The organism is Wenyingzhuangia sp. 2_MG-2023 (assembly GCF_030548295.1).
Taxonomy (GTDB): Bacteria; Bacteroidota; Bacteroidia; order Flavobacteriales; family Flavobacteriaceae; genus Wenyingzhuangia.
Genome location: NZ_JAUOSB010000008.1, coordinates 16,306 through 39,691 on the forward strand (window position 1 = coordinate 16,306; position 23,386 = coordinate 39,691).

Annotated in this window: 13 protein-coding genes; 1 reads left to right on the forward strand and 12 read right to left on the reverse strand. The window is 31.9% G+C overall.

Translation table 11 applies throughout. The features are described 5' to 3' along the window. The 10 genes from Q4548_RS10110 to Q4548_RS10155 form a co-directional block, all read right to left on the reverse strand. Positions 1-1,578 carry a sulfatase-like hydrolase/transferase gene (locus tag Q4548_RS10110; RefSeq protein ID WP_303454468.1) on the reverse strand — a complete coding sequence of 526 codons (1,578 nt, stop codon included), beginning with the start codon at positions 1,576-1,578 and terminating at the stop codon, positions 1-3. A gap of 278 nt (positions 1,579-1,856) precedes the next feature. Then, a complete protein-coding gene (locus tag Q4548_RS10115) occupies positions 1,857-5,957 on the reverse strand; it encodes a two-component regulator propeller domain-containing protein (RefSeq protein WP_303454471.1) in 4,101 nt (1,366 codons plus the stop codon). Between the two features lie 185 nt (positions 5,958-6,142). Next, complete coding sequence (locus Q4548_RS10120) at positions 6,143-9,292, reverse strand: T9SS type A sorting domain-containing protein (protein ID WP_303454474.1); 3,150 nt, start codon at positions 9,290-9,292, stop codon at positions 6,143-6,145. A 294-nt stretch (positions 9,293-9,586) separates the two neighbouring features. Continuing rightward, a complete protein-coding gene (locus Q4548_RS10125; protein ID WP_303454476.1) occupies positions 9,587-12,223 on the reverse strand; it encodes a hypothetical protein in 2,637 nt (878 codons plus the stop codon). 432 nt (positions 12,224-12,655) lie between these two features. Beyond that, entirely contained in the window at positions 12,656-13,147 is a 492-nt protein-coding gene (locus Q4548_RS10130) for a TlpA disulfide reductase family protein (protein WP_303454478.1), read from the reverse strand. Between the two features lie 36 nt (positions 13,148-13,183). Continuing rightward, the gene (locus Q4548_RS10135; protein WP_303454480.1) at positions 13,184-14,605 is read right to left on the reverse strand and encodes a DUF389 domain-containing protein; all 1,422 of its coding nucleotides are present in this window, start codon (positions 14,603-14,605) and stop codon (positions 13,184-13,186) included. 12 nt (positions 14,606-14,617) lie between these two features. Beyond that, the gene (locus Q4548_RS10140; protein WP_303454484.1) at positions 14,618-15,208 is read right to left on the reverse strand and encodes a SprT-like domain-containing protein; all 591 of its coding nucleotides are present in this window, start codon (positions 15,206-15,208) and stop codon (positions 14,618-14,620) included. 6 nt (positions 15,209-15,214) lie between these two features. Next, the gene (locus Q4548_RS10145; RefSeq protein WP_303454486.1) at positions 15,215-15,898 is read right to left on the reverse strand and encodes an SDR family oxidoreductase; all 684 of its coding nucleotides are present in this window, start codon (positions 15,896-15,898) and stop codon (positions 15,215-15,217) included. Further along, positions 15,891-17,336, reverse strand: a complete 1,446-nt coding sequence (locus Q4548_RS10150) for a hypothetical protein (protein ID WP_303454489.1) — start codon at positions 17,334-17,336, stop codon at positions 15,891-15,893. The genes Q4548_RS10145 and Q4548_RS10150 overlap by 8 nt, the downstream gene beginning before the upstream one ends. 5 nt (positions 17,337-17,341) lie before the next feature. Then, a complete protein-coding gene (locus Q4548_RS10155; RefSeq protein ID WP_303454492.1) occupies positions 17,342-18,370 on the reverse strand; it encodes a glutaminyl-peptide cyclotransferase in 1,029 nt (342 codons plus the stop codon). 120 nt (positions 18,371-18,490) lie between these two features. Here Q4548_RS10155 and Q4548_RS10160 point away from each other — a divergent pair, with 120 nt between their 5' ends. Next, a complete protein-coding gene (locus Q4548_RS10160; protein WP_303454495.1) occupies positions 18,491-18,742 on the forward strand; it encodes a type B 50S ribosomal protein L31 in 252 nt (83 codons plus the stop codon). Positions 18,743-18,805: 63 nt separating this feature from the next. On the opposite strand, the gene Q4548_RS10165 is transcribed toward Q4548_RS10160, so the two are convergent. Further along, positions 18,806-20,137 (reverse strand): PhoH family protein, encoded by a 1,332-nt coding sequence (locus tag Q4548_RS10165; RefSeq protein WP_303454497.1) that lies wholly within the window; start codon positions 20,135-20,137, stop codon positions 18,806-18,808. A 283-nt stretch (positions 20,138-20,420) separates the two neighbouring features. Further along, complete coding sequence (locus Q4548_RS10170; RefSeq protein WP_303454499.1) at positions 20,421-23,336, reverse strand: glycoside hydrolase family 2 TIM barrel-domain containing protein; 2,916 nt, start codon at positions 23,334-23,336, stop codon at positions 20,421-20,423. Positions 23,337-23,386: the final 50 nt, after the last annotated feature.

Consider the following 23,386-nt stretch of genomic DNA (forward strand, 5'->3'; position numbering starts at 1 on the left):
TTATTGCTTAAAGTCTTCTGTAGCTAAATCTGTAACAAGTTCATTACATCTTTCTCTAAGTTCTTTTAAAATGGCTTTATTAGATTGCTCTCCAGCTAAATTGATTTGTTCTTTGCTGTCGTCTTTTAGATAGAATAACTCTTCATATATTGGCTGTTCTCCTTTTACTGAAGCCATTGGTAAATATTGATCTCTATCATTATCTTTAGAAAAATATCGGATATATTTCCATTCTTTAGTTCTTACAGCCTCTATTCTTGGATAACCTTGTTGTGTAAATAAATTTTCAAAAAATACATCTTTACGCCAGTTTTTTGTTTTTCCTTGAATCAATGGTAAAACACTTTTTCCTTGGTAAGTGTTAGGAGTTTCTAAACCACACATATCTAAAATTGTTGGAGGCACATCTTGTCCAACAACCATTTCTTCTATTACTCTTTCACCTCCTTTTAAAAATGGAGAATAAATTAAAAAAGGAACTCTGATAGATTCTTCATATAAAAATGTTTTTCCACCTAAGCCATGTTCTCCCAAAAGCAATCCATGGTCTGAAATAAATACTAGAATGGTGTTTTCTGCAACTCCCATTTCTTGTAATTGCTTACGAAGATTTCCTACAAAATTATCAATACCCGTAACAGCTCTTGCCATTTTCATTTTTTTGTCACGTAAAAAGTTTTCACTGGTAACATTGTAATATCCCATTAAATCTTCTTGTTTAAATACATTATCTGGTAGCGAAGATTTTTTAATTGGATAGCCTTCAGGCATAGGAAAGTCGTTTAGTTGATCTTGATACAGACTTTTATACATTTCAGGATCTGTAGGTTTTTTACCCATCCCTCCAATACTTGCAGCATGAGGTAAATTAAAGTTTATAGACAAACAAAATGGTTTTGATTTATCTCTTCTGTTTAAAAAATGTTTTACAGAAGATCCTGCATTGTCAAAGAAATAATCTTTCTCTTTTGTTGGCTCTAAAAAAGTTTCTGTAGCTTCATACAGACCTTCTATTTGTGTTTCGTTTTTTAAATTTGAAAATTCTTGGCTATGACTTTGTGTAAGATGAAAACCTAAATGACCTGATGCCATATAGCAAAAATCTAAATTATCTTTCATGTATTGGTTACGCTCTCCTATAGGACCAATATTGGTATGATGTTTACCCAAATAACCTGTAAAATATCCGTTCTTTTTTAATTGCATTAAATAACTGTTATCAAATATTTTTTTTGGAACAAAGTTTTTAGAAACATGTGTAAAACCAACTTTATTGGTACGCTCCCATTGGCTTGTGAAAAAATTAGCTCTACTTGGTCCACAAATAGGACTTGTAATAAAGGCATTTTTAAAGTAGACTGCTTCTGTAGCTAATTGATCAATATTAGGTGTTTTGGTAATTGGGTGTCCGGTGAATCCCATAGAGTTGTATCTCTGATCATCTGTTTTGATGAAGATAACATTAGGTTTCATGGTTTTACTTATGGATGTTTTTGTTGTTGCCGTACTTTGTTTTAAGATTTTATTTCCACAGCTTAATAGTACTAAACTGATTAAAACGATGATTCTGTTTTTCATTTTTAATTGGTGATTTACTAGGTGAGTTTTTAGTTTTGTTAAAATTATGATGGATATTTTTTAACAAAACTATAATCGAATTGTATAATTTGATAGCTCTTTTCTTTCGGATTGTTGTTTGGATACGACTTATTACTTATTAATTATCATTATTTTGACCTGATTTTTAAATATTTAATAGAAAGAGGTGGGGTTTAAAAGAGTTCAAAAAAAAACCTCGGAGTTTCTTCCGAGGTTTTTCATTTTCTAAATTGTAAGTGTATAATTTAACTAGAAAATTAATTTTTCTTAATGAGTTCTGAAGGAGATATACCATGTAATTGCTTAAAAATCTTAGAAAAATAAGATTTGGATTCTATTCCTATTTGATATCTTACTTCTGATACATTGTAGCCTTCATTACTTTTTAACATTTCAGCCGCTCTTTGAAGTCTATAATTTCTAATATAAACATTAGGTACTTGCCCGGTAAGTTTTTTTAAACGTCTGTAAAATTGTACAGAGCTCAAACCTATTTCTCTAGATAATTCTTCTACTCCAAATTCTGAATTGGATAAGTTTTTTTCAATTATTTCTACGATTTGAGATATAAAAAGTTCATCTCTTTTTGACAATTGAAATTCATTTTTTGAAAGGTCACTTTTCTTAGAGAAATGTTCTTTTATTTTATAATTGTTTTCAATAAATCGATCTATTCTTAATTCTAAATGTTTTATAGAAAAAGGTTTGCTTAAGTATTCATCAGCACCATACTCTAATCCCTTGATAGTGTCTTCTATAGTTCCCAAAGCTGTAAGCATTAATACGGGTATGTGCCAAGTTTCTGGATTTTTCTTTAGGTTTTCACAAAGTTCATACCCGTTCATTTCAGGCATCATAACATCGCTCACAATAAGAAGCGGTTCTTTAATTTTTAGTATTTCAAGGGCTTCAATACCATTGTTAGCTATGGTTACGTTGTATTTTAAAGACAATTCATTGTTCAAGAAATTTTGAATATCCTTTTCATCCTCTACTACTAAAATAGAGGGTTTTTCTTTGTTTTGCTGCTCATCAGAAGGGACTAATTTTTCTTCTATCTTTGATGAAACAGGTTTCCATTCATTCACCAATGGTTTGTTATTTTTTTTCACAGGAGATACTTCAAGATCTTCATTGTTTTTTGATGGTATTTTTACTGTAAAACAAGTTTCAACTCCGGGATTACTTTTTGCGAAAATCTCTCCTTCCATCAAATCTACTAGTGATTTACAAAAAGACAAGCCAATACCTCCTCCTTTTATATCACCATCGGCACTACCTAATTGATAAAAACGTTCAAAAATATTGTCTATATCTTTAGGTTCTATTCCTTTACCATTATCAATTACATCAATTTTAATCCATTTTTTATTTGCAATAATTTCTATTTCTGCTTTAATTTTTATGATACCTTGTGAAGATGTATGTTTAAAAGAATTTGATAGTAGGTTAAAAACAATTCTTTCAATATTTTCAAGATCTACAATAATTTCTTCATTGGGATTGTTTATTTGATGAGAAAAATCTAAATCTTTTTCTATTGCGTATCCTTCAAATGCTTCCGTAGCTGGATAGATAATATCTCCTAAAGATACTTTACTATAATGCAATCTAACTTGTCCTTTTTCAGCTTGTCGGAAAGTAATTAACTGATCTACTAGTTGAATTAGTCTTGTGGTATTTTTTTTAATAATTGTTAGATATTCGTTATTGGCTTGGTCTGTATTGTTAGCAATAATACGTTCTAATGGCCCAGATATTAAGGTAAGTGGTGTTCTAAATTCATGTGATAAATTTGTGAAATAACGAATTTTACCATCATTAATGGTTTCTAATTTTTCTTTTACAATTTCATCGTATTTAATAATTTGTTTTAACTTTTCATGGTGAATAGAGTAATATACAACTCCAACAGCTATTGATATGAATAGTATTAAAAGAAGAGAATAGCTCCACCAAGTCTTATACCAAGGGGGGATTACTTTTAAAAATAATTTTCTTTCTGAAGTACTCCAGATACCGTCTGAATTGGCTGCTTTTGTTTTAAAAATATACGCTCCACTAGAAAGGTTTGTATAGGTTACGATTGCCTTCCCTTTTTCTACCTTAATCCAATCTTTATTAAACCCTTCTAATGTGTATGATAACTGATTTTTAGAAGGAGTAGAGGTTTGGTCAACAGTTAAATTAAAGGAAATTATTCTTTCTTTTTCGTTTATTGTGATAGAGTCTGTTTTTGTAATGGATTTTTTGAGTATTGTTTCTCCACTAACTTCTTCTCCTATTTTTACGGGCTTGTTGTTTATTAAAAATTCAGATATTAAGACATTTGGAGTCTGCTTGTTTACTTTGATATTTTCGGGTTTAAAAATAGTTAAGCCCTTTAAGCCTCCGTAATAAAAATAACCTGATTTTCCTTTACAATAAGCAGCTTCTCTAAAATTATTTTGTTGAAGACCGTCTCTAACATCGTAAGAGTTTGTTCTGTGGTTTTCAGTATTAAATTTAACCAAGCCTTTGTCTGTGCTTATCCAAATGATTGAATCCGTATCTTTTAAGATGCTATAAATTACGTCATTTGATAAAATATCGTTTTCTCTTAAATCTTTTATTTCTGTTGGATTTTCTTCTGAATCAAAAGAAAGTTGATACAAGCCATCTCCGTAGGTTCCTATCCATAAGGATTTTTTTTCTCTATGTAATGAAAAAATATCTTCAGTACTTAGTTTAAATCCATTATTCTCTTTGTTTGTTATATTTATTTGTTCTCCATCAAAAGATGTTTGAAGCAATCCTTTATTGGTTCCAATCCAAATATTATGATTGTCTTTTAGTATGGTTTGAACTCTTATTGGGCTTAAATCAATTAAAGATTTTACGTTTAGAATAGAATTGTTGTTGCTATTTAATTGAGACCATGGATTTTTTACCACTAAAATTCTATTACCTCCAAAAAGAATATTGTCATCATCTAATTCAATAATTTTTCTGGTTAAATTTGTTTTTAGGATTGTTTTTTGATGCTTTAATGTTACTTTTTTGAATTTTTTTAAAGTTGGATTGTATACTATTAAAGAGAAATCTGTTCCAATCCAAACAAAACCTTTTTTGTCTTCATAGAGGCATCTGACAACATCATTTTTTTCAATGGGAATTTGAATGTTTTTAAATTCAAGTTTGTCAATCGTTTCTTTGTTTATGATTTGATTACTGATAACCAGTGGGTTGTGGTATGCGGAAATCCATAGTTTTCCATTTCTATCCTCTAGTATCGAGTTGATTAAATTATCTGGAATTGAGTTTGAATCGTAAGGATTGTTCGTGTAATTAAAGAATGGTTTTTGGTTCAAATCTAATTTATTGAGGCCTCCTTGTGCAGTTCCAATCCATAAAACATTATAATTATCTTTGAAAATAGTTTTTATATAATTGCTACTAATTCCTTTTCTTTTCTTCGAATTATAACTGTATTGAGTAGTCTCTTTTTTATCAGTATTGTATTTAAATAATCCGTGACCTCTGGTACCAAACCAAATATGACCTATGTTATCTTCATAAATAGTTTCAATATATAGTTCTTGTTTTTGTTTTGTTCCAAGTGTTTCTAAAATATAACTGACATTACTTTCTAAAGTGGTTTTATACCCTCCAGTATTCGTACCAATCCAAAAAACACTTTCTTTTTTAAAAATACTAGTAACATTTAGAGGTTCAAAATTTTTGTATCGAATCAATGATTCAATAGATAATTCTTTAATGTCACGTTTACTACCAAGCGTAATTTTTTCCAATCCATAGGTGGTGGCTAATAATATATTGTCAGCATCTTTAAAAATAAAATCATTGATGATATGTGTTCTTGAAAATTGACTTAACAAATTTTTTGAGATGTTAAAACTTGCTGTTTCTATGTTTATGGGAGTACAACAATAAATACTTTTTTCTCCAGAGAACCATATTCTACCTTCAGAATCTTCTCTTACTTTAGTTATTGAAATTTCTTTTTCTAACGGAATGGTCACAAATTTTTCTAGTGAAGGTAGGTAAGCATTCAACCCTTTATTTGTTGCAATCCATAAGATGTTATTTGAATCATTATAAAGATACTTGATAGAATTACTGATAATTTTCCCATTGGTCTTAGATTTTGAAGTAAACGTTCTAAACTGATAACCATCGTGTTTTATAAGTCCATTTGGAGTTCCATACCATAAAAAACCATAAGAATCTTTCGTAATACTACTAATAGTATTTTGACTAAACCCTTCTTTATTAGTGAATTTCTCAAAATTTTGAGCATTTATTGAAAGTGTAAATAGGATAAAACTAAAATATTCTATTAGTCGAAATTTCTTCATAGTTGTAAAATATTTATTTTTCTTAGATAAAACCAAAATTAATTGTTTTTATTACGGTTTTTCTATCGTCTTCTATTTGTATCACTATTACTCCAATAGAGTTGTATGCGTCTATTTTAAGAATAGTTGAGGATTACAAATTCCTTTAAGCGGAATAGTTTATCAGTTAAATTTTATAAAGTAAACTAATTTTTTAGTATCGTTTTATAGGCTATAGATCCATCTGTAAATACAAATCGGAGAAAAAAGGTTCCGTTTGATAAATGACTCATGTCGATCGTATCGGTTAATGTGTCTATCGTTAATAATAGTCTCCCTGAGATATCAAAAACTTCTGTTTTTAAACTTTTTTTAGATAAAAATAATTGAGCGTTTACGGGAATTGGACTTGCAGTAAAATTAAACTTCTCAATTTTAGCATTACTTAGATGATTCACTTCTGAAATTGTATAAGTATGAGTAATTGGGCAGCCAAATTGATCATAAGTAACGATATAATTTCCTAAACTACTCTCTGTAATTGGAGTTATCTCAAGAACTCTACCTGTTTTAGAGAGATTGTTAGGGCCTGTCCATTGCCAGTTTTCTTGTGTACCTGTAGAAATAATTCCGTTTTCTATAACTACGGGTCCGAAAGTTATCTTATTCACTGAGTTTACATCTATTTCTAGATCGGAGTTAGATGTCCAAGCAGCAGCATCAATTTTTGATTGTACTCCAATACTTGATTCAGGTGGAGTAGTACCTAAATAGTATTTAATGACTGCAGTTCCATCTCCAGTAATGTCTTGATTGACATTGTATACCAAATCAAATAGTTCAGTTTCGGTATTGTAATTAACTTGCCAAAAATCTTTTCCATGCAGAGATTGGTCTACAAGTTCCCAACAATTATCGTAAGATTTCCATAAAACAGGGTTTGTAATAGCACTCAATCCTGAAAACACGATTGGAACATAACCTCTACCTCCTGTAATAGTTACTTGAGCTGTGTTGTTAGAGGTTTCTACCGTAAGAGGATATGTTGTGTGTACTGTATTTGTTGAAGATGTTGCCGTTATTTTATTCCCAAGAGATTCTCTATAAAGTAATTCGTACGAGTTAGCATAAGTTGTTAATGCATTTGAGAAATTTTCATTAGGACCATAATAGTCTGTTTTTTGTTTGGGTAATACCGCAACTTCCACTAACAATTCTATTTTATCACCTTTTGTAAATGATGTTATTTCAGGGGGTGTTACCAAACAATAGGAGGTTGGATTGGTTCCTACACTTGCTGAAAATCCTTTAGAACTTGATCTTTCCATTAGATAAGGTGTGTTGTTTTCAGTTCCATTAAAAGTTGCTGAATAATCTCTGATAATCATTCCATTATTGGTGTCAATTTCAATATCACTATCCGCTCCTTCATAGTACAACCCGTCTCCTGCCCATACCCATGGGTTTTCTCCTGTTAATGCAGTTTCACTTGTAGTATAGTCGTTAGATCCATCATTTGTTGGCGTAAATTGACCAACCATTCCAGTATCATCTCCATACACAATGCTTTGAGCATTGTATACATTGTAGTTATCACCTCCTAATTGGAAAATATCAAACCGATCAAATGTGGTGTTTTCTAGTGCTTCAACAGTTATTTTATAATAAAGTCTGGTAAAATCATCAGACCTATTTAGGTAAAAGGTATAATCAAATTTTAACTTTTCGTCTTCAGAAATAGCAGAAATAGCGGTTTCCGTTAAATTAGGTGAATAGGCTTTAAATTGTGTTTTTACCTGTGCATGATGATTTCTAGTTCCATTACCATCTTCATAGATCAGCATATCTATTCCACCCACATTCCCCGTCCATCCACATTCTATAGATGTACCACCATAGGCTTCATTAGTCACTAAAAATGGACGAAGATCTGCTCCAATAGCATTTCCAAATTCATAATCAGGAGAGTGTGTCATGTTTTCTCCAAAGCTTCCTAAGGCAGCTTCTAACCATCCACCTCTTGGAACTCCAGAACCAACCACTGATAATTGATGGGATGATGCAGTATAGGTTTCTCCCCATTTTGCACCAGTTCTTTTGTAAACTAAGCTAAGTGTTGTGTTTGCAGGAATCACTATTTCTGTATATTCTTTAATCCATGCCCCTGAATAGAATTGTGAGGTACCATCGTGCCAATTTTTAGAAACTTGTAAGGGCAAACCTGAAGGGTCTCCATTCGCGTTGCAAATAATAGAGTTAAAACCAACTACATTCACTGCGGGAAGTTGTCTGAAACATACTTTAGTAATTTTATCTTCAGAGGTAGTGTTCGTAAATGCCAAATCAATACTCTGTAGCCTATCTGTTGTTGCACAATTATTATATCCCATACCATATCTAGGAATATCAATATAGTGTATCGCATCATTGTCATCATAAGAAATAGCTGTTATTTCTTGAGTGGCAGGGGCTGTTTGTGAAGCAGTAATTGTTATTTCTTGTTCCTCTTCAAAAGCCTCAGTAAATTGTGTGGAGAGATTTTCTGTAATAGCAAAACAGATGATACTTATTTGATAAGCTGTGTCAGTTACTAAATCTTGTTGTTTTGTCGTTACGGTAATTTCATTTCCATTAATACTTACAGTTTCTGCATTTATTCCTCCTTTTAGTACAAACCCTTTGTTGTCTAATGCGTATGCATGTAGTTGTCCTGAATTATAATAGTGTATGTATTCTGAAGGAATCTCAATTACTAGTTGTAGCTGACCATTGCTAATATCTTCAGTTGGTTTTACGTGAAATGTGATTTTAAATCTGTTATGCCAGTTCGTAAAATCTATACCCGTGTGGTAAGTATTTACAGGAGCATCTCCATTAAAGTTGGTGCTAACAAATCGTCGATTTGACCATACTCCATATTCAGCCATTTGACTATCTCGAGCACCTATGCCTGTTGGACTGTTGTTTTTATTATAAATAACAACACCACTTTGAAGAATTGCATAGTCAATATCTCCAGTGTAATTGTTGGGGAAAATAGCGGAGTTTAAAAGTGAAAACCCTTCTTTTTGCGAAGAATGATCATTATTTACAAGCAGGCTATTTATTGATAAGTTTGTGTAGTCGATGTTTAACGCATAGCTACTCGTGTAGTTTGTAAAACTTCGATCACCAGAGATAGAAGTTTTCCAGTTGTTGTTCCAATAAGTATAGTTATAGGAATTGGTGAAATTGTCAAAAGAAGCTTGGTTAACGGAGGTTAAATTATTTTGAGAAAAACAGAAACTCAAACTTAAAAAGATAAGTGTTTGTAATGCTTTTGTAATGGAATGGTTACCTCTTAAGTTTTTGTTCATTTTCAGTTTGATAGTTATTCATTAAGGTACTAGAAGTTATAACTAAACAAATTAACTGATAATTAAGGGATGTTAGTAGCTTGAATCTTTCGATATGTTGTACGAGTAAATTCTAATATGCATAAAAAGAGATCTTTAACTATTCTGTAATTCATAATGGTTTTTTGTCCATATTAGCTCTCTTTTATCTAGGGAAGTAGTATCGACAAAAACTTCAATTAGATATTCTGTTCTTCTGTCTTTGATTTCGTTCATAAATATTTTCTATTGATTGAGAAAATGAAGTGAGAAATTTTAAGGTTTCTTAGGGCTTGTTTTTGGGGTAGGGGTAGGGCCTAAATAATAACTTATAATAGCTGTTTTGTCTTTTTTAATATCTTGGTTGACATTGTATACTAGGTCAAATAAATTAGTTTCTGTATTGTAGTTTACTTGCCAAAAATATTTGCCATGTACAGATTGATCTACAATTTCCCATCGAGACGAATTTCCAGAAGATTTCCATAAAACAGGATCAGTAACAGAGCTCAATCCTGAAAATACAATTGGGACATAACCTCTACCTCCTGTAATAGTTACATGTGCTGTATTGTTTGAAGTTTCAACGGTTAAGGGGTATGTCGTGCTAACTCGATTTGTAGAAGATGTTGCATTAATTCTGTTTCCAAGAGATTCTCTAAATAACAATTCATAAGAATTTCCATAAGTTGCCAAAGCATTTGAGAAATTTTTATTTGGACCATAATAGTCAGCTTCTTGTTTGGGCAATACCACAATTTCTACCAATAATTCTATTTTATCTCCTTTTGTGAATGAAGTTATCTGGGGAGGTGTTACCAAACAATAGGAAGTTGGGTTTGTTCTTACGCTAGATGAAAAACCTCTAGAGCTTGATCTTTCCATCATATAAGGTGTATTGTTTTCAACTCCTCCAAAATTAGCGGTATACTCTCTAATAATAATTCCGTTGTTAGTGTCTATTTCAATACCTGCTTTTGCTCCGTTTTGATACAGTCCATCTCCTGCCCATATCCATGGGTTTTCTCCTGTTAAGGCAATTTCACTTGTCGTATATTTATTGGATCCATCATTTGTAGGAGTAAATTGGCCAATCATTCCAGTGTCGTTTCCGTAAATGATTTTTTGAGCATTGTAATAATTATAACTGTCACCTCCTAATTGAAAAATATCAAATCGATTAAAAGTCGTGTTTTCTAGTGCTTCAACAGTTATTTTGTAATAAACTCTTGTGAAATCATCAGATCTATTTAGGTAAAAAGTGTTATCAAATTTTAATTTCTTGTCTTCAGATATTGACGAAATATGGGTTTCTGTTAGATTGGGTGAATAGGCTTTAAAACGTGTTTTTACCTGTGCATGATGATTTCTTTTTCCATTTCCATCTTCGTAGATGAGCATATCAAATCCACCAACATTACCGGTCCAACTACATTGTTTTGAAGAGCCACCATAAGCTTCATTAGTCACTAAAAAAGGACGAAGATCTGCTCCAATACTAGCTCCGAATTCGTAATCAGGAGAATGTGTGACTGTTTCTCCAAAACTTCCTAAAGCAGCCTGAAGCCAACTTCCTCTAGGAACACCTGATCCTACAACAGATAGCTGATGGGAAGAAGCCGTATAGGTTTTACCCCATTTAGCTCCTGTTCTTTTGTATTTTAAGTGAAGTGTAGTGTTTGCTGGAATTACGATTTCTGTATATTCTTTAATCCATGAGCCTGAGTAGAATTGTGAGGTAACCTCGTGCCAATTTTTAGAAACTTGTATAGGTAATCCGGACGGAGAGCCATTGTTGTTACATATCATAGAATTAAAACCAACTGTATTGATTGCGGGAAATTGTCTGAAACATAACCTTGAGGTTTTGTTTTTAGCTGTTTTATTGGTTAGCTTTAAATCAATACTTTGAATTTCATCAACGGTGGCACAATTGGTATATCCCATATTGTACCTAGGAATATCAATATAATGTATCGCTTCATTGGCATCATAAGAAATAGCTGTTATTTCTTGTGAGACAGGATTTGTTTGTGATGCTGTGATAACTGTTTTTTGTTCCTCTTCAAAAGCCTCTGTAAATTGTGTAGAGAGATTTTCTGTAATTACAGAACAGATGATACTTATTTGGTAGGCTCTGTCTTTTATTAAATTTTGTTGTTTGGTGGTTACGGTAATTTTATTTCCACTAATATTTATAGACTTTGCATTCATTCCTCCTTTTAGAACAAATCCTTTGTTATCTACTGCATAGGCATGTAGTTGTTCATAATTGTAATATTGTGTGTATTCTGAAGGGATTTCAATAGCTAATTGTAGCTGACCATTGTTGAAATCTTTTGTTGGTTTTACGTGAAATGTGATTTTAAATCGGTTATGCCAATTCGTGAAATCAATACCTGTGTAGTATTTGTTTATAGGAGGATTTCCATTAAAGTTGGTACTTATAAATCGTCTATTAGACCAAACTCCATATTCTGCCATTTGACTATCATGAACACCTACATTAGTAGGGGAGTTACTTTTTTCATAAATAACAACACCGTTTTGAAGAATTGCATAGTCAATATCTCCTGTATAATTTGTGGGGAAAATAGCTGAGTCTAAAAGTGAAAATCCTTTTTTTTGAGAAAAATTGTCATTGTTGATAAGTAGACTGTTTATCGATAATTTCGTGTAGTTGATGTTTAGTGAGTAGCTACTCGTATAGTTGGTAAAACTTCTGTCTGTAGAAATTGGAGAAAGCCAATTATGATTCCAATATGTGTAGTTATAGGAGTTGGTAAAATTGTCAAAAGAAGTTTGATTAACAGAGGTTGTTTGATTTTGAGAAAAACAAAAACTCAAACTTAAGAAGATAAATATTTTGGATAATCTTGTAATAATGGGATTCGAATTTAATTTTTTGTTCATCTTTTAATATAATATGCCTTGATCAATAGAGTGAGGTTTCTTTTTAAGCAAATATAATTGATATTTTAGGGCTAATAGTAGCTTGAATCTTTCGAGATGTTGTACAAAAATGGAAGGGTTAGGGTGATCACAAATTCTATTTAGCTTCTTCTATATCTAAACAATTATTTGTTCCTTTAGCGGAATTATACAATCTATAAAATTCAAATTTAGGAGTTCTAGGGGTGTTTTTATAATCGTAATTTCTAATGAATTAATAACCACCAACACGAAAGGTGATTTGGTATGATGAATGTAGAAAGTGCCACATCCTATTGGTTCTTCTGTTTCCATTTTTTCTGTTACCAATTTAGAGTTGATGAGATTTTTTAATAGTAGTATTGAAATTTAAGAGATATATTGAAAAGAAATAATAGGTCAGACTCAGAAGAACTATTTGTATGTTGAAATAATTGTTTTGATCGTTTGAGCAGTCAATTCGTGACCTTTCAATAAAGGATAGCCTTCCCAACGAACAATTCCTTTAGGGTCTATTAAAATACAATGGGGGATAGCATTTACTTCAAGTTCATTGTATATGTTTTTTTGCGTGTCAATTGCACTGTAATAATTTATTTTTGGATGTGTCATTCTTGTTACCTTATATTCAGGTTCGTCACTAATTCCAATAACAACTAGATCATTTTTAAATTCTTTTTGATATGAATTCAAATCAGGAATGGCTTTTTTACATGGTCCACACCAGGTAGCCCAAAAATCAATTAAGACAAATTTTCCTTTAGTTTCAGGTTTTTCAGACAACCATTTTTCTACTACCAATTTTGGAGCTTTTTGGTTGATAACTGATTTTGCCCACAGTTTTTTTTCTTGAGCTTGTGTGTTTAAAAAGAAGATACTTAGAAGTAGAAAAAATATTCTTTGCATGTTTCGGTGTGTTTTTATAAGTATTTGATTGTTGATTTATTTTACAACCAATTCAATCTTGTTGTTTTGCAGTCTTGTTTGTAGCCAATTTTTTAATTGTGTGTTTTGTTTAAGGTTTGGAAGGAGGTCTTTTTTCCAAGTAGCCTCAAAAACAATAAGCGTATCTATAGTACTAAAATTGGTTTCTAGTTTATTGGCATAACTTAGTTTTTCTAAGTTTTCGTAAATGGTTTTTGCTTCTTGACTTATTTGTACAAACGGAATTTGTTTTTTATAAATTTTTTGAAGTTCTAAATCTTTTTCTATTAGTAAGGCTTCTTTGTGTTGAATGATTTCGTCTTTGGTAGCAATCAAGTTTTGATTTTTTAAATACGAATTTTTTATAGTGTTGATTTCGTCTTCTAGATAGGCAGATTTGTCATCTTGCTGAATGGTTAAAGAAGAGTTTAAAAGTCCAAATTTAGGCATTTCATTTTCCCAAATATTTTTTTGAGAGTTGTCTATATTGTTACCTAAAACAACTATTTTAATATTTTTTGTGTCATAATCTATACGAGTATCTATAATTCCAGCTCCTGTTTTTTCTTGCATTTGACTGATAAAAGTTTCAGCATTTCGTTTGTATTCATTCGCTTTAAACAACAAATAGAATTGATATACACTAAAACCAATAATTAAAGTAGCGATAAAACCTGCAATTTGTGCAATTCTTTTTCTTTTAGCTTGGTTGATGTATTTAACCACAGGAAAGCGTAAAAATTTTACGACAACAAATGTGGCCAAAGCAATAAAAATAGCATTGATGATGAACAAAAACATGGCTCCTAAAAAATAATCCAGATTCCAAGTTCCCAGTCCATAACCTGCAGTACACAGAGGTGGCATTAAAGCTGTAGCAATTGCAATTCCGGCAATAGTGTTGGTCATTTCAGATCTCCTACTCAAAGCAATAATCAGTGCCAATCCCCCAGCCAAAGCAATCAATACATCTCTAATATCGGGAGCAGTACGAGCAATAATTTCTGGAGTAGCTTCCTGAAATATAGGAAAACTAAAAAAGATAAAAGAAGTTGTTATACTAAGTCCAACCATCACTCCTAAATTGATCAAAGAGCGTTTAAGAGTATCGATATCATTAATAGCGATAGATAATCCCAATCCTAAAATAGGCCCCATTAGCGGTGAAACCAACATGGCTCCAATCACTACTGCGGGAGAACTTACATTCAACCCAATAGAAGCTATAAAAATGGAGAAAATCAATACCCAAGCGGTGTGACTTTTTACTGCAATTCCAGATTTTATTTTGGCAATTGTAAGTTCCTTATCAGTATCTTCTCTAATGTTTAATAGGTTCAGAATAAAATCTTTAGTGGCAGAAAAGAAACCGTTAAATCCTTCCTGTACTTCCTTTTTCTTTTGATCTAAATCTTCTTCGTTGGTATTTGACTTTTCCATAAGTTTCTTTTTTTAAATCACTTGTACAGAGGCGGATCCGTTGATTAAAAATCGTTTTTTTGTCTTTACTTCCAAACATTCATAACGAGTTCTTCTTTTGTTAAGAATTTTGAAAACACGTTGGTTGAATTGAAACAAAGTTCCGGGCTCTAAATCAAATATAAAACATTTATCCATGTCTAAAGGATTCTTTTTTAACTGTAATTGTACGGCCAGTTTTGGGTCAGAATCTGTAGTTGCTTTTGGATTTTTAAAATGTTGTGCAAGTAATTTTAAAAGAGAATCTTCAAAAATTTGTGTGTTTAAAAAAGGGAGCATCAACTTTTGAAAACAATGTTTCCATTCTTTTCCATGAGGTTTTGCTTTTGGATATTCATGATATGTATACAAATGTGCAATTTCATGTACCAATGTAATTAAAAACTGCTCTTTGGATAAGTTATTATTGATTGTGATGCTTGGAATTGGTTTGGTAGCTCTAAAATCACCTCTTTTGGTTTTTCTACCTCGTGTTATTTTTAGATGAAAAGGGTATTCTTTTAGCAAATGATCTAAAGACTCTTTTGCAGCATCGGGAATGTATGAAATCAGTTGGTTTATCATAGAGAATTAAGGAGTAGTGCTAGAAACCTCTAATACTTTACCGTTATAAAATTGATGTCCATTAACGGTGAAATCATAAATGTATTGAGCTATTTGTTCAGGAGTAACAGGTGCTTGGTAGCCTGGGAAAGCTTCTTCTAACATTTCTGTTTGTACAGATCCTAATGCCAAAACATTGAAAGATATTTGTTGTTCTTTGTATTCTTCAGCCAACAATTCTGACAAAGTGATGACTGCTCCTTTGGAGGAGCTGTATGCTGCCAATCCTGGGAATTTTAGACTTCCTCGGACACCTCCCATGCTACTAATGGTCACAACGTGACTTTTTGGAGTTAAAAACGGAATTACTTTTTGAGTCAACAAAGCGACAGAAAAAACATTGACTTGATATACTTCATGAAATTCTTGTTGAGAAATTTCTTGAAAAGGTTTGTTGATTAATTTTCCTGCATTGTGAATCAATCCACAAAGTTGTATGTTGTTTTTTTGAAGGTAATCTGCTACAAGATCTACGTCTTTTTCAAGGCTTAAGTCTACTCCAAAAGTTGTAATATATGGATGATTGATGGCTTTTAATGTACTTGTGTTTCTTGAAAGGGCTAAAACTGAATAGTTGTTGTTGGCAAATAATTGTGCCAATTCAAAACCAATTCCTCTACTGGTTCCGGTAATAATTATGGTTTTATTCATCTTCTTTTGTAGGTTCTAAAGTTTTAAAATCAATGTGTTGATAAGCTCCAATATCGGGAGCAACGGTTCTGTCTGTTCCAAGAATATCTGTAGGTGTTGCCTGTGCTATTGTAGTCTCTGCTTGGTCAATTCCTTCGTTTTCTAACCCAATTCTCAAATCATTGATACTTGTATTTCTAAAATCTTTGTTTTTGTTTAGTAAAACATCTGTGTAGATGTTTGTGTCATCTGTATTGTAAAAATCATCATCTTTTTCTAGGTCTAGCAAACAGTTTTTAAAATGTACATTAAAAATAGAAAAATCTTCTTTTTTGTCCATCAAAATTTCAGTAGTTCTGTTTCCTGAGATGATACAATTGTTGAAATTAGCTTGATTCAAAGGGGTTTCAATCACCTCATTTGTTTCATTTGTTTTGTAGTTGGATACAACTACATTTTCTTGAAATCTTACACCTTTGCTCCAATAATTCGCTAGTGTTGCATGGTTAAAAGTATAGGTTCCTCCTTGCAAAATTAAATTAGATTTTCCTGCTTGCCCCAAAACCAAATTGCTAGCGGTTAAATTTGCATTTTCGGCAGCTATGCTATAGGTAGCAGCATTGTAGATTTCAGTATTTTGAATATCAATAGTATTATTGTTTACAATTTCAACTCCTGTAGTTGGGTTGAGGATTTTTAAATAGTGAATGTTGGCGGTTGAGTTTTCTTTTAATTTTATTCCGTCCCATTGCCCTGGTACCTGATCGTAAATATAACTCAGATTGTCACCTTTAAAAACAATTGAATCTGTTAGTGTTCCTTCAATATTTAAAGTTGCTCCTTTAGAAATGGTCAAACTAGCATTTTCATGAAAATGGAGTGTACTTCCTGCTTCAATAGTCAAACTTCCGTTTTCGGGAACAATGGCGTTTCCGTAAATTACATAAGGTTTGGTGTTGGTAAAAAGGGAGGTTGTCAATTCAAAATCGGTTCCAGAAGTAGAAAACAAAAACGTAGCATCTTTTACAACTGTTATCAAATCTACATCTTGTTGATTTCCGTTAGGGTCAAATAAGATTTGATCTTGGTATAGCATTTCATCGTTTGTATCAGGAGCATCAACCGTAGCTTCTACAAAAATAAAAATACTGTCTTTTTGTAATAGTAAAACATCCTCAAACGTTGTTCCTGAAACTCCATCTACATTCATTCTATATTTAGAATCTGATTTAGAAAATTGTATTTTAGGAATAAGAATATCGTTGTTGCTTTGGTTGTAGACCGTTAAAATATTGGTTCTAGTACTTAAGTTGTTAAATACGGTATCTAAAAAAAGCGTATCTACAGAAAAGCTTAAATTTCCGTTACTCACTATGGTATCAAAGTCCTTTCTACAAGAAAATTGAGCAATCAACAAACAGATAATTCCTAGTTTTGATAAGATAGACAACAACTTCATAAAGCTTATTTTACAATTTCTATTTCAAATAATTTGTCCCAGTTTTTACCAGTTACATACAGTTTTTTGGTGTTCGGGTTGTAAGCAATTCCGTTCAAAACTTTGTCGGTAGATTCTGCAATAGTTTTATTATCTAATTCAGAAGTAAGACCGTTTAAGTCAATAATAGCATCAATAGCACCATTTTTTGCATCGATAATTAAAATAGCATTTTTTGTCCAAACATTGGCATATATTTTACCATTTATGTATTCTAATTCATTGATTTTTTCTACACGTCTTTCATTGGTATATGCTTCTATATAGTATTCTTCTTTACCCGTAGTAGGGTTTAAAAACCATATTTTTTCGGTACCGTCAGATTTGATCAAATGTGTGTCGTTATGAGCCAATCCCCATCCTTCGCTACTTTGTTGGTAGTTAAAGGTATTGGTAGTTTTAAAAGTTTCTACATCATAAATAAACCCCATTTTAGCTTGCCAAGTTAACTGATAGACGTGATTGTTAAAAATGGTAATTCCTTCTCCAAAAAACTTAGAAGCCAATTCTTGTTCTTTAAGAACTTTACCCGTTGTCAGTTCTACTTTTCGCAAAACAGATTTTCCGTACTGTCCTGTTCCTTCGTACAGTTCGTTGTTGTTAAACTCCAATCCTTGCGTAAAAGCTTCTCTGTCGTGAGGGTAGGAGTTGATGACTTTGTAATTTAGTATTTCTGGTTTTTTAGATGCTAAAAAGGTGATTGTTTTTTGTTTGAAAATGGTATCTTGTTCTTCAATCACTGCAACTTTTAAAATGTGTTTTCCTAAACGATATGCATGAATGTCTAGAGATAAATTTTCTTGAGAACCAACGTTCTTATCGTCTAAAAAATAAATAATATTGCTCTCTGCATCTAGAGGCATAGAGATAGATGCTTCTAGTTTTTGATGAATTTGGAGCTTTTGTGGAGCATTCAAATCAAAGTCAATGTCTTTTTGACAGGCATATAAACAGCTAATACCAGTCAGAATTATGATAAATCTATTAAAATTCATAGGTTTTGTAAAAAATAGATGGTTTATTTAAAATTATTTCTTTTATATTTTTTGATTATTCAAAAATATGCTTAAATTTGCAGTCTCAAAAATAAACACAGTTAAAACATACATATAATTATGAAAAAAGGAATACATCCCGAAAATTATAGAATGGTAGCTTTTAAAGATATGTCTAACGATGATGTATTTTTAACTCGTTCAACAGCAAATACAAAAGAAACTATCGAAGTTGATGGTGTTGAGTATCCAGTTGTAAAAATGGAAATCTCTAGAACATCTCATCCTTTCTATACAGGTAAATCTAAATTGGTTGATACTGCAGGACGTATCGATAAGTTCAAGACAAAATACGCAAAATTCAAAAAGTAATTTTTATTTTTTGTTACTATATTTAAAAGCTGTTGAATTTTACTTCAACAGCTTTTTCATGCTTTATAAAAGATCGTTGGCTAAATTTGCCAATTCAGAACGTTCTCCTTTTTCTAGTTTGATGTGTGCAAACAAGGCATGTCCTTTTAGTTTGTCTATCAAATAGGTCAGTCCGTTACTGTGTTCATCCATATAAGGAGAGTCTATTTGGTTGATATCTCCTGTAAATATAATTTTGGTTCCTTCACCAGCTCTGGTAATAATAGTTTTTACTTCGTGCGGTGTTAAATTCTGAGATTCATCAATAATCATAATTACATTGGCCAAACTTCTACCTCTAATAAAAGCCAAAGCAGTTAAAACCAATTCTTCATTTTCTTCCATTTCATCCAATGCTTTTCTTTTTCTAGAATCAGCCTTGTATTGCGACTTGATAAATTTTAAATTATCAAACAAAGGTTGCATGTATGGAGATATTTTTTCTTCTGCTCCTCCAGGCAAAAATCCAATGTCTCTATTGCTCAGTGGAATGATAGGTCTTGCTAAAATAATTTGATTGTAAATTGTTTTTTGTTCCAAAGCTGTAGCCAGTGCTAACAAGGTTTTTCCTGTACCTGCAACACCCTGTAAAGCTACTAGCTTGATTTCTTCATTTAACAAAGCATCTATGGCAAAAGTTTGTTCTGCATTTTTAGGTTTTATTCCGTAAGCATAACTTTTTTCTACACGCTCAATACTATTGTTTGTTGGGTTGAAACGTGCCAACACAGAATCTTGGTTGTTGTTGATGATATAATAACCATTAGCCATTTTTTGATCTCCTAAAATTCCGTTCTCTGGAATGGAATTGTTTTGATACAATTCTCGGATTACATCTGATTCTAAATCGTCTAAATTGATAGATCCCTTTGAGACTTTTTTAATGTCTACAACCTTTCCTGTTTTGTAGTCTTCTGCTTTTAATTCTAATGCTTTAGCCTTTATTCTTAGATTGATGTCTTTGGTAACTAATGTCACTTTGGTGTTAGGGTACGACTCTTTCATTAACAAAGCAGTGTCAATAATTTTATGGTCATTTTTACTAGAACCATAAGTGTCTTTTGCATTGATACCAGAAACATTGTCGTGCATAGAAATGAACAACTCACCCAAACCATTGCCTAGACTAATCCATTCGTTTAGATTTTGATGTTCTGAAATTTTATCTAAAAAACGAATGACCGACCTAGCTTCAAAATTTTTAGTGTCATTACCTATTTTAAAATTGTCCAATTCTTCTAGAACGGTGATGGGAATCACTACATTATTGTCTTCAAAGTTTTTGATGGAGTTGTGATCAAAAAGTAACACAGAAGTATCTAAAACAAATATTTTTTTTGGTTGTTTTTTAGCCATGTGGAAGTGATTTAATTTACTTAAATGTAGGAATCTTTTTTGGTGAAATCAATCATCAAATAGTGGCTTTTAAGTTAGCTTATGGTTGATATGTTTTTTGTATTGACTTTAACGTGTTTTAAATAGCTCATTATAAGGTTTGTAAAATGAAAATATTGAGAGAGCTATTTGTGAATAAAATCAAAAAATACATTTTGAGATTAGAATTAATGATAAGATAATGATGTAAGAAAAAAATGCTTCTAAAAACATGTGTTTCTTAGAAGCATTTTTTATTGTATGGTTATAAATTCACATTCCACTCTGTTAGTTCAATAGCATTTAGCCAAATTCCTTTGTTTCCTGTACCATTGTAATTGATGATTATTTCCTTTTTTCCGTCTGAACTAATGATGATTTCGGAAGTTCCTGGCAAATCCCATTGCATGTTTTTTCCTTCTGTTATTTTAGAAGTTATAGGGTGTTTTTCTAGTGATTGTGTACTAGTCACCAAGACCTTTTTTTCATAAGGCAATTTGTAAATAGATTTGGCTTTCATTTGTTCTTGGTTTGGATCCATCAAATCGGAATTGGTTCTAGGTGCATGGTGCCATGTTGTCAATTTGTAAGTTCCTTTTGGTAGATTTCTGAGCACCAAATTAAGCCCTTTTTTATGAATAGAAATAACACCATCACCATAAGCAAACCCATATTTACCAATAACGTTCATTTCTCCTAACCAGCGTAAAATGCCATCATCTGATGAGTTTTTAAGCTCCGCAACAGTTCCTTTAAAAGATTTGAAAGAATAGCTATTGATGTTATTTTCGTTGCCATTCCAAGGATTCCATCCGAATTGTGTAAGTTGTCCTTCAGCTCCTATATCTACTCTTTCTTTTTTGTAATCGTATATAGTTGCTGCGTTTTTTAATATTTCATCGTTTATTTTAGCTATCAATCGGACAGTATCTTTGGCTGATTTTAAGCCTTTTGATTTTGCTTTTAAAGTAATCAAACCGGTTTGTTCACCAGCGCGAATCAAAACAGGTGCAACACCGTATTCTGGAAACATTGGGTTGGAATTGATGTTTTTTTGATCACCAACAATGGTTGCATCTTTGTTTACCGTAAATGTAATTTTGTTTTCTGCATCAGTAATAATAGTTCCGTTTTTGTCTACAATAGTTGCATACGCTACTATAATGTCATTTCCGTCTGCAGTAAAAGTTCTGTTATTGGTATCTATTTTTAGTTGAATTGCAGTGGGTTTTTCAGGTGTTCTTTTTTCTGTAATTAATGTTTTTCCATTTTTAAAATAAGCTTTTGCTGTTAGTTTCCCTTTTTGATAGTAGATGTTTTTAAATATAAAAGGAGCGTGGTCTAAACCGTTGTATACCGTATCTTTACTCGCTTTACTTTTGACAAGACTACTTCCGTTTACAAACAATTCAACTTCATCGGCATTGCTATATACGGTTATGTCTTTGGTGGTTTCTTTCCAGTCTTCCAAAATTTTCACAAAAGGCTCTGATCTCAATTCGGCTTTGTACCAATCCAATTCAGGTCTTGGGTATCTAAAAATAGTCATCATACCGCTTCTGGTTCTATCAATAGCGCTTTTAGCTTTTGCATGCGTAGGATGAAAAGTGTAATAAGCATGAGCTGTCCAAGAAATCAATCCTGTCATTAAAGGATCTCTTTTGTAAGGAGCTACAGCCGCTGCACCATGTCTACCTTCCATAGCAAACATAGGTTCAGTACGATCCCAAATAAATGGTCCGTAAAGCATATTTGCATTGATGTCTGTCAAACCAGAAGTTTGCCATCCTGTCCAACGGGCACCTTGAGAAGCTGTTAATCTTGTTGGGTCTTCTTGTTTGATGGTGTTGTGAATTCTTGGAACATAACCTCTGTGATTTACACCTGCTCCCCACATAACAATTGAAGGGTGATTTCTGTGATTTCTGACTAAAGTACGTGCGGCTTTTTCTAAATTATTCCACCAAGCATCATTTTGAGAAATAGAGACCCAAGTAGGAGCTTCTTCGTAAACTAAAACACCCAACTCATCGCAAGCTTCAATTAAAGAATTGTCTTGTGGATAGTGAGCAGTACGAATAATGTTAAATCCATATTCTTTAAATTGCAAAATATCTTTTTTGTGTAATTGGTTTGGAACTGCATCTCCAATGTACGGAAATTGTTGATGTCTGTTGGCTCCAATCAATTTGATAGGTTTGTTGTTTAATAAAAAACCTCTTATTGGATCTAATTCAAACTTTCTCAAACCTATTTTGTTTTCAACAAAATCTATATTTTTATTGTTTACAGATATAATGCTATTTACACGATATAAATAAGGGTTTTCAATATTCCAAAAGTGTACATTATCTTCTAGACTACCTATTTGATTGAATTGAAATTCTTGTCCTTCTGTTATTTTTATTTCATCTTCTAATTTCAAAACCACCAGTCCTCTGTGGTCTATAATCAAAGTTTTTATTTGACAATCAACTTCTTGCTTACTTTCATTTTTTATTGAGGTTTTTATGTTAATTGTTGCGTTTTTGTTGACAACATCAATAGTAGGAGTGGTAATATTAACACCCGAGTTTAAACTCTCCCAGTTAAAAGTAACATGTACAGAATTGGTTTCTACTAGGTATACATCTCTATACAAACCACTAAACTTTACATAGTCAAAAGGTCCTGGATCAGGAGGAATGGTTTCATTTCTTCTGTTGTCTACCATCAAGGTGATTTGATTGTTTGTTCCTTTTTGTACATAGTCTGTAATGTCAAAATGAAAAGGAGTGTAACCACCAACAGCATGTTGACCCACATGAATTCCATTTACCCATAAATCAGTAACCTGATGGGCTCCTTCAAACTCTAAGAATACTTTTTTTTGAGATTTTTTTACTGATATGTTTTTACGATACCAACCAACATTTCTATGAAAAATTAGTTGTGTTTTGTCATCATCTAGACCGTCTAGAGTTAAAGAAGTTAGCTTTAGAGTGTGAGGTACATTTACAATTTCCCAATTGGAATCATCAATGGTTTTTAAATAGTTTTTAGCTTTGGAGTCTCCTAAATGAAATTTCCAACCGTGATTTAAGTTCAATTTGGTTCTGTCTGTTGTAGGAAAACCTACAGGTAAATTTTGAGCGCTAAAATTTAGTGATAAAAGTAAAAAAAGCGAAAAGAGTTGTTTCATGATAGCCTTATGTTTTCTTTATTTAAAAGCTAAAAATAAAACAAGAAAAA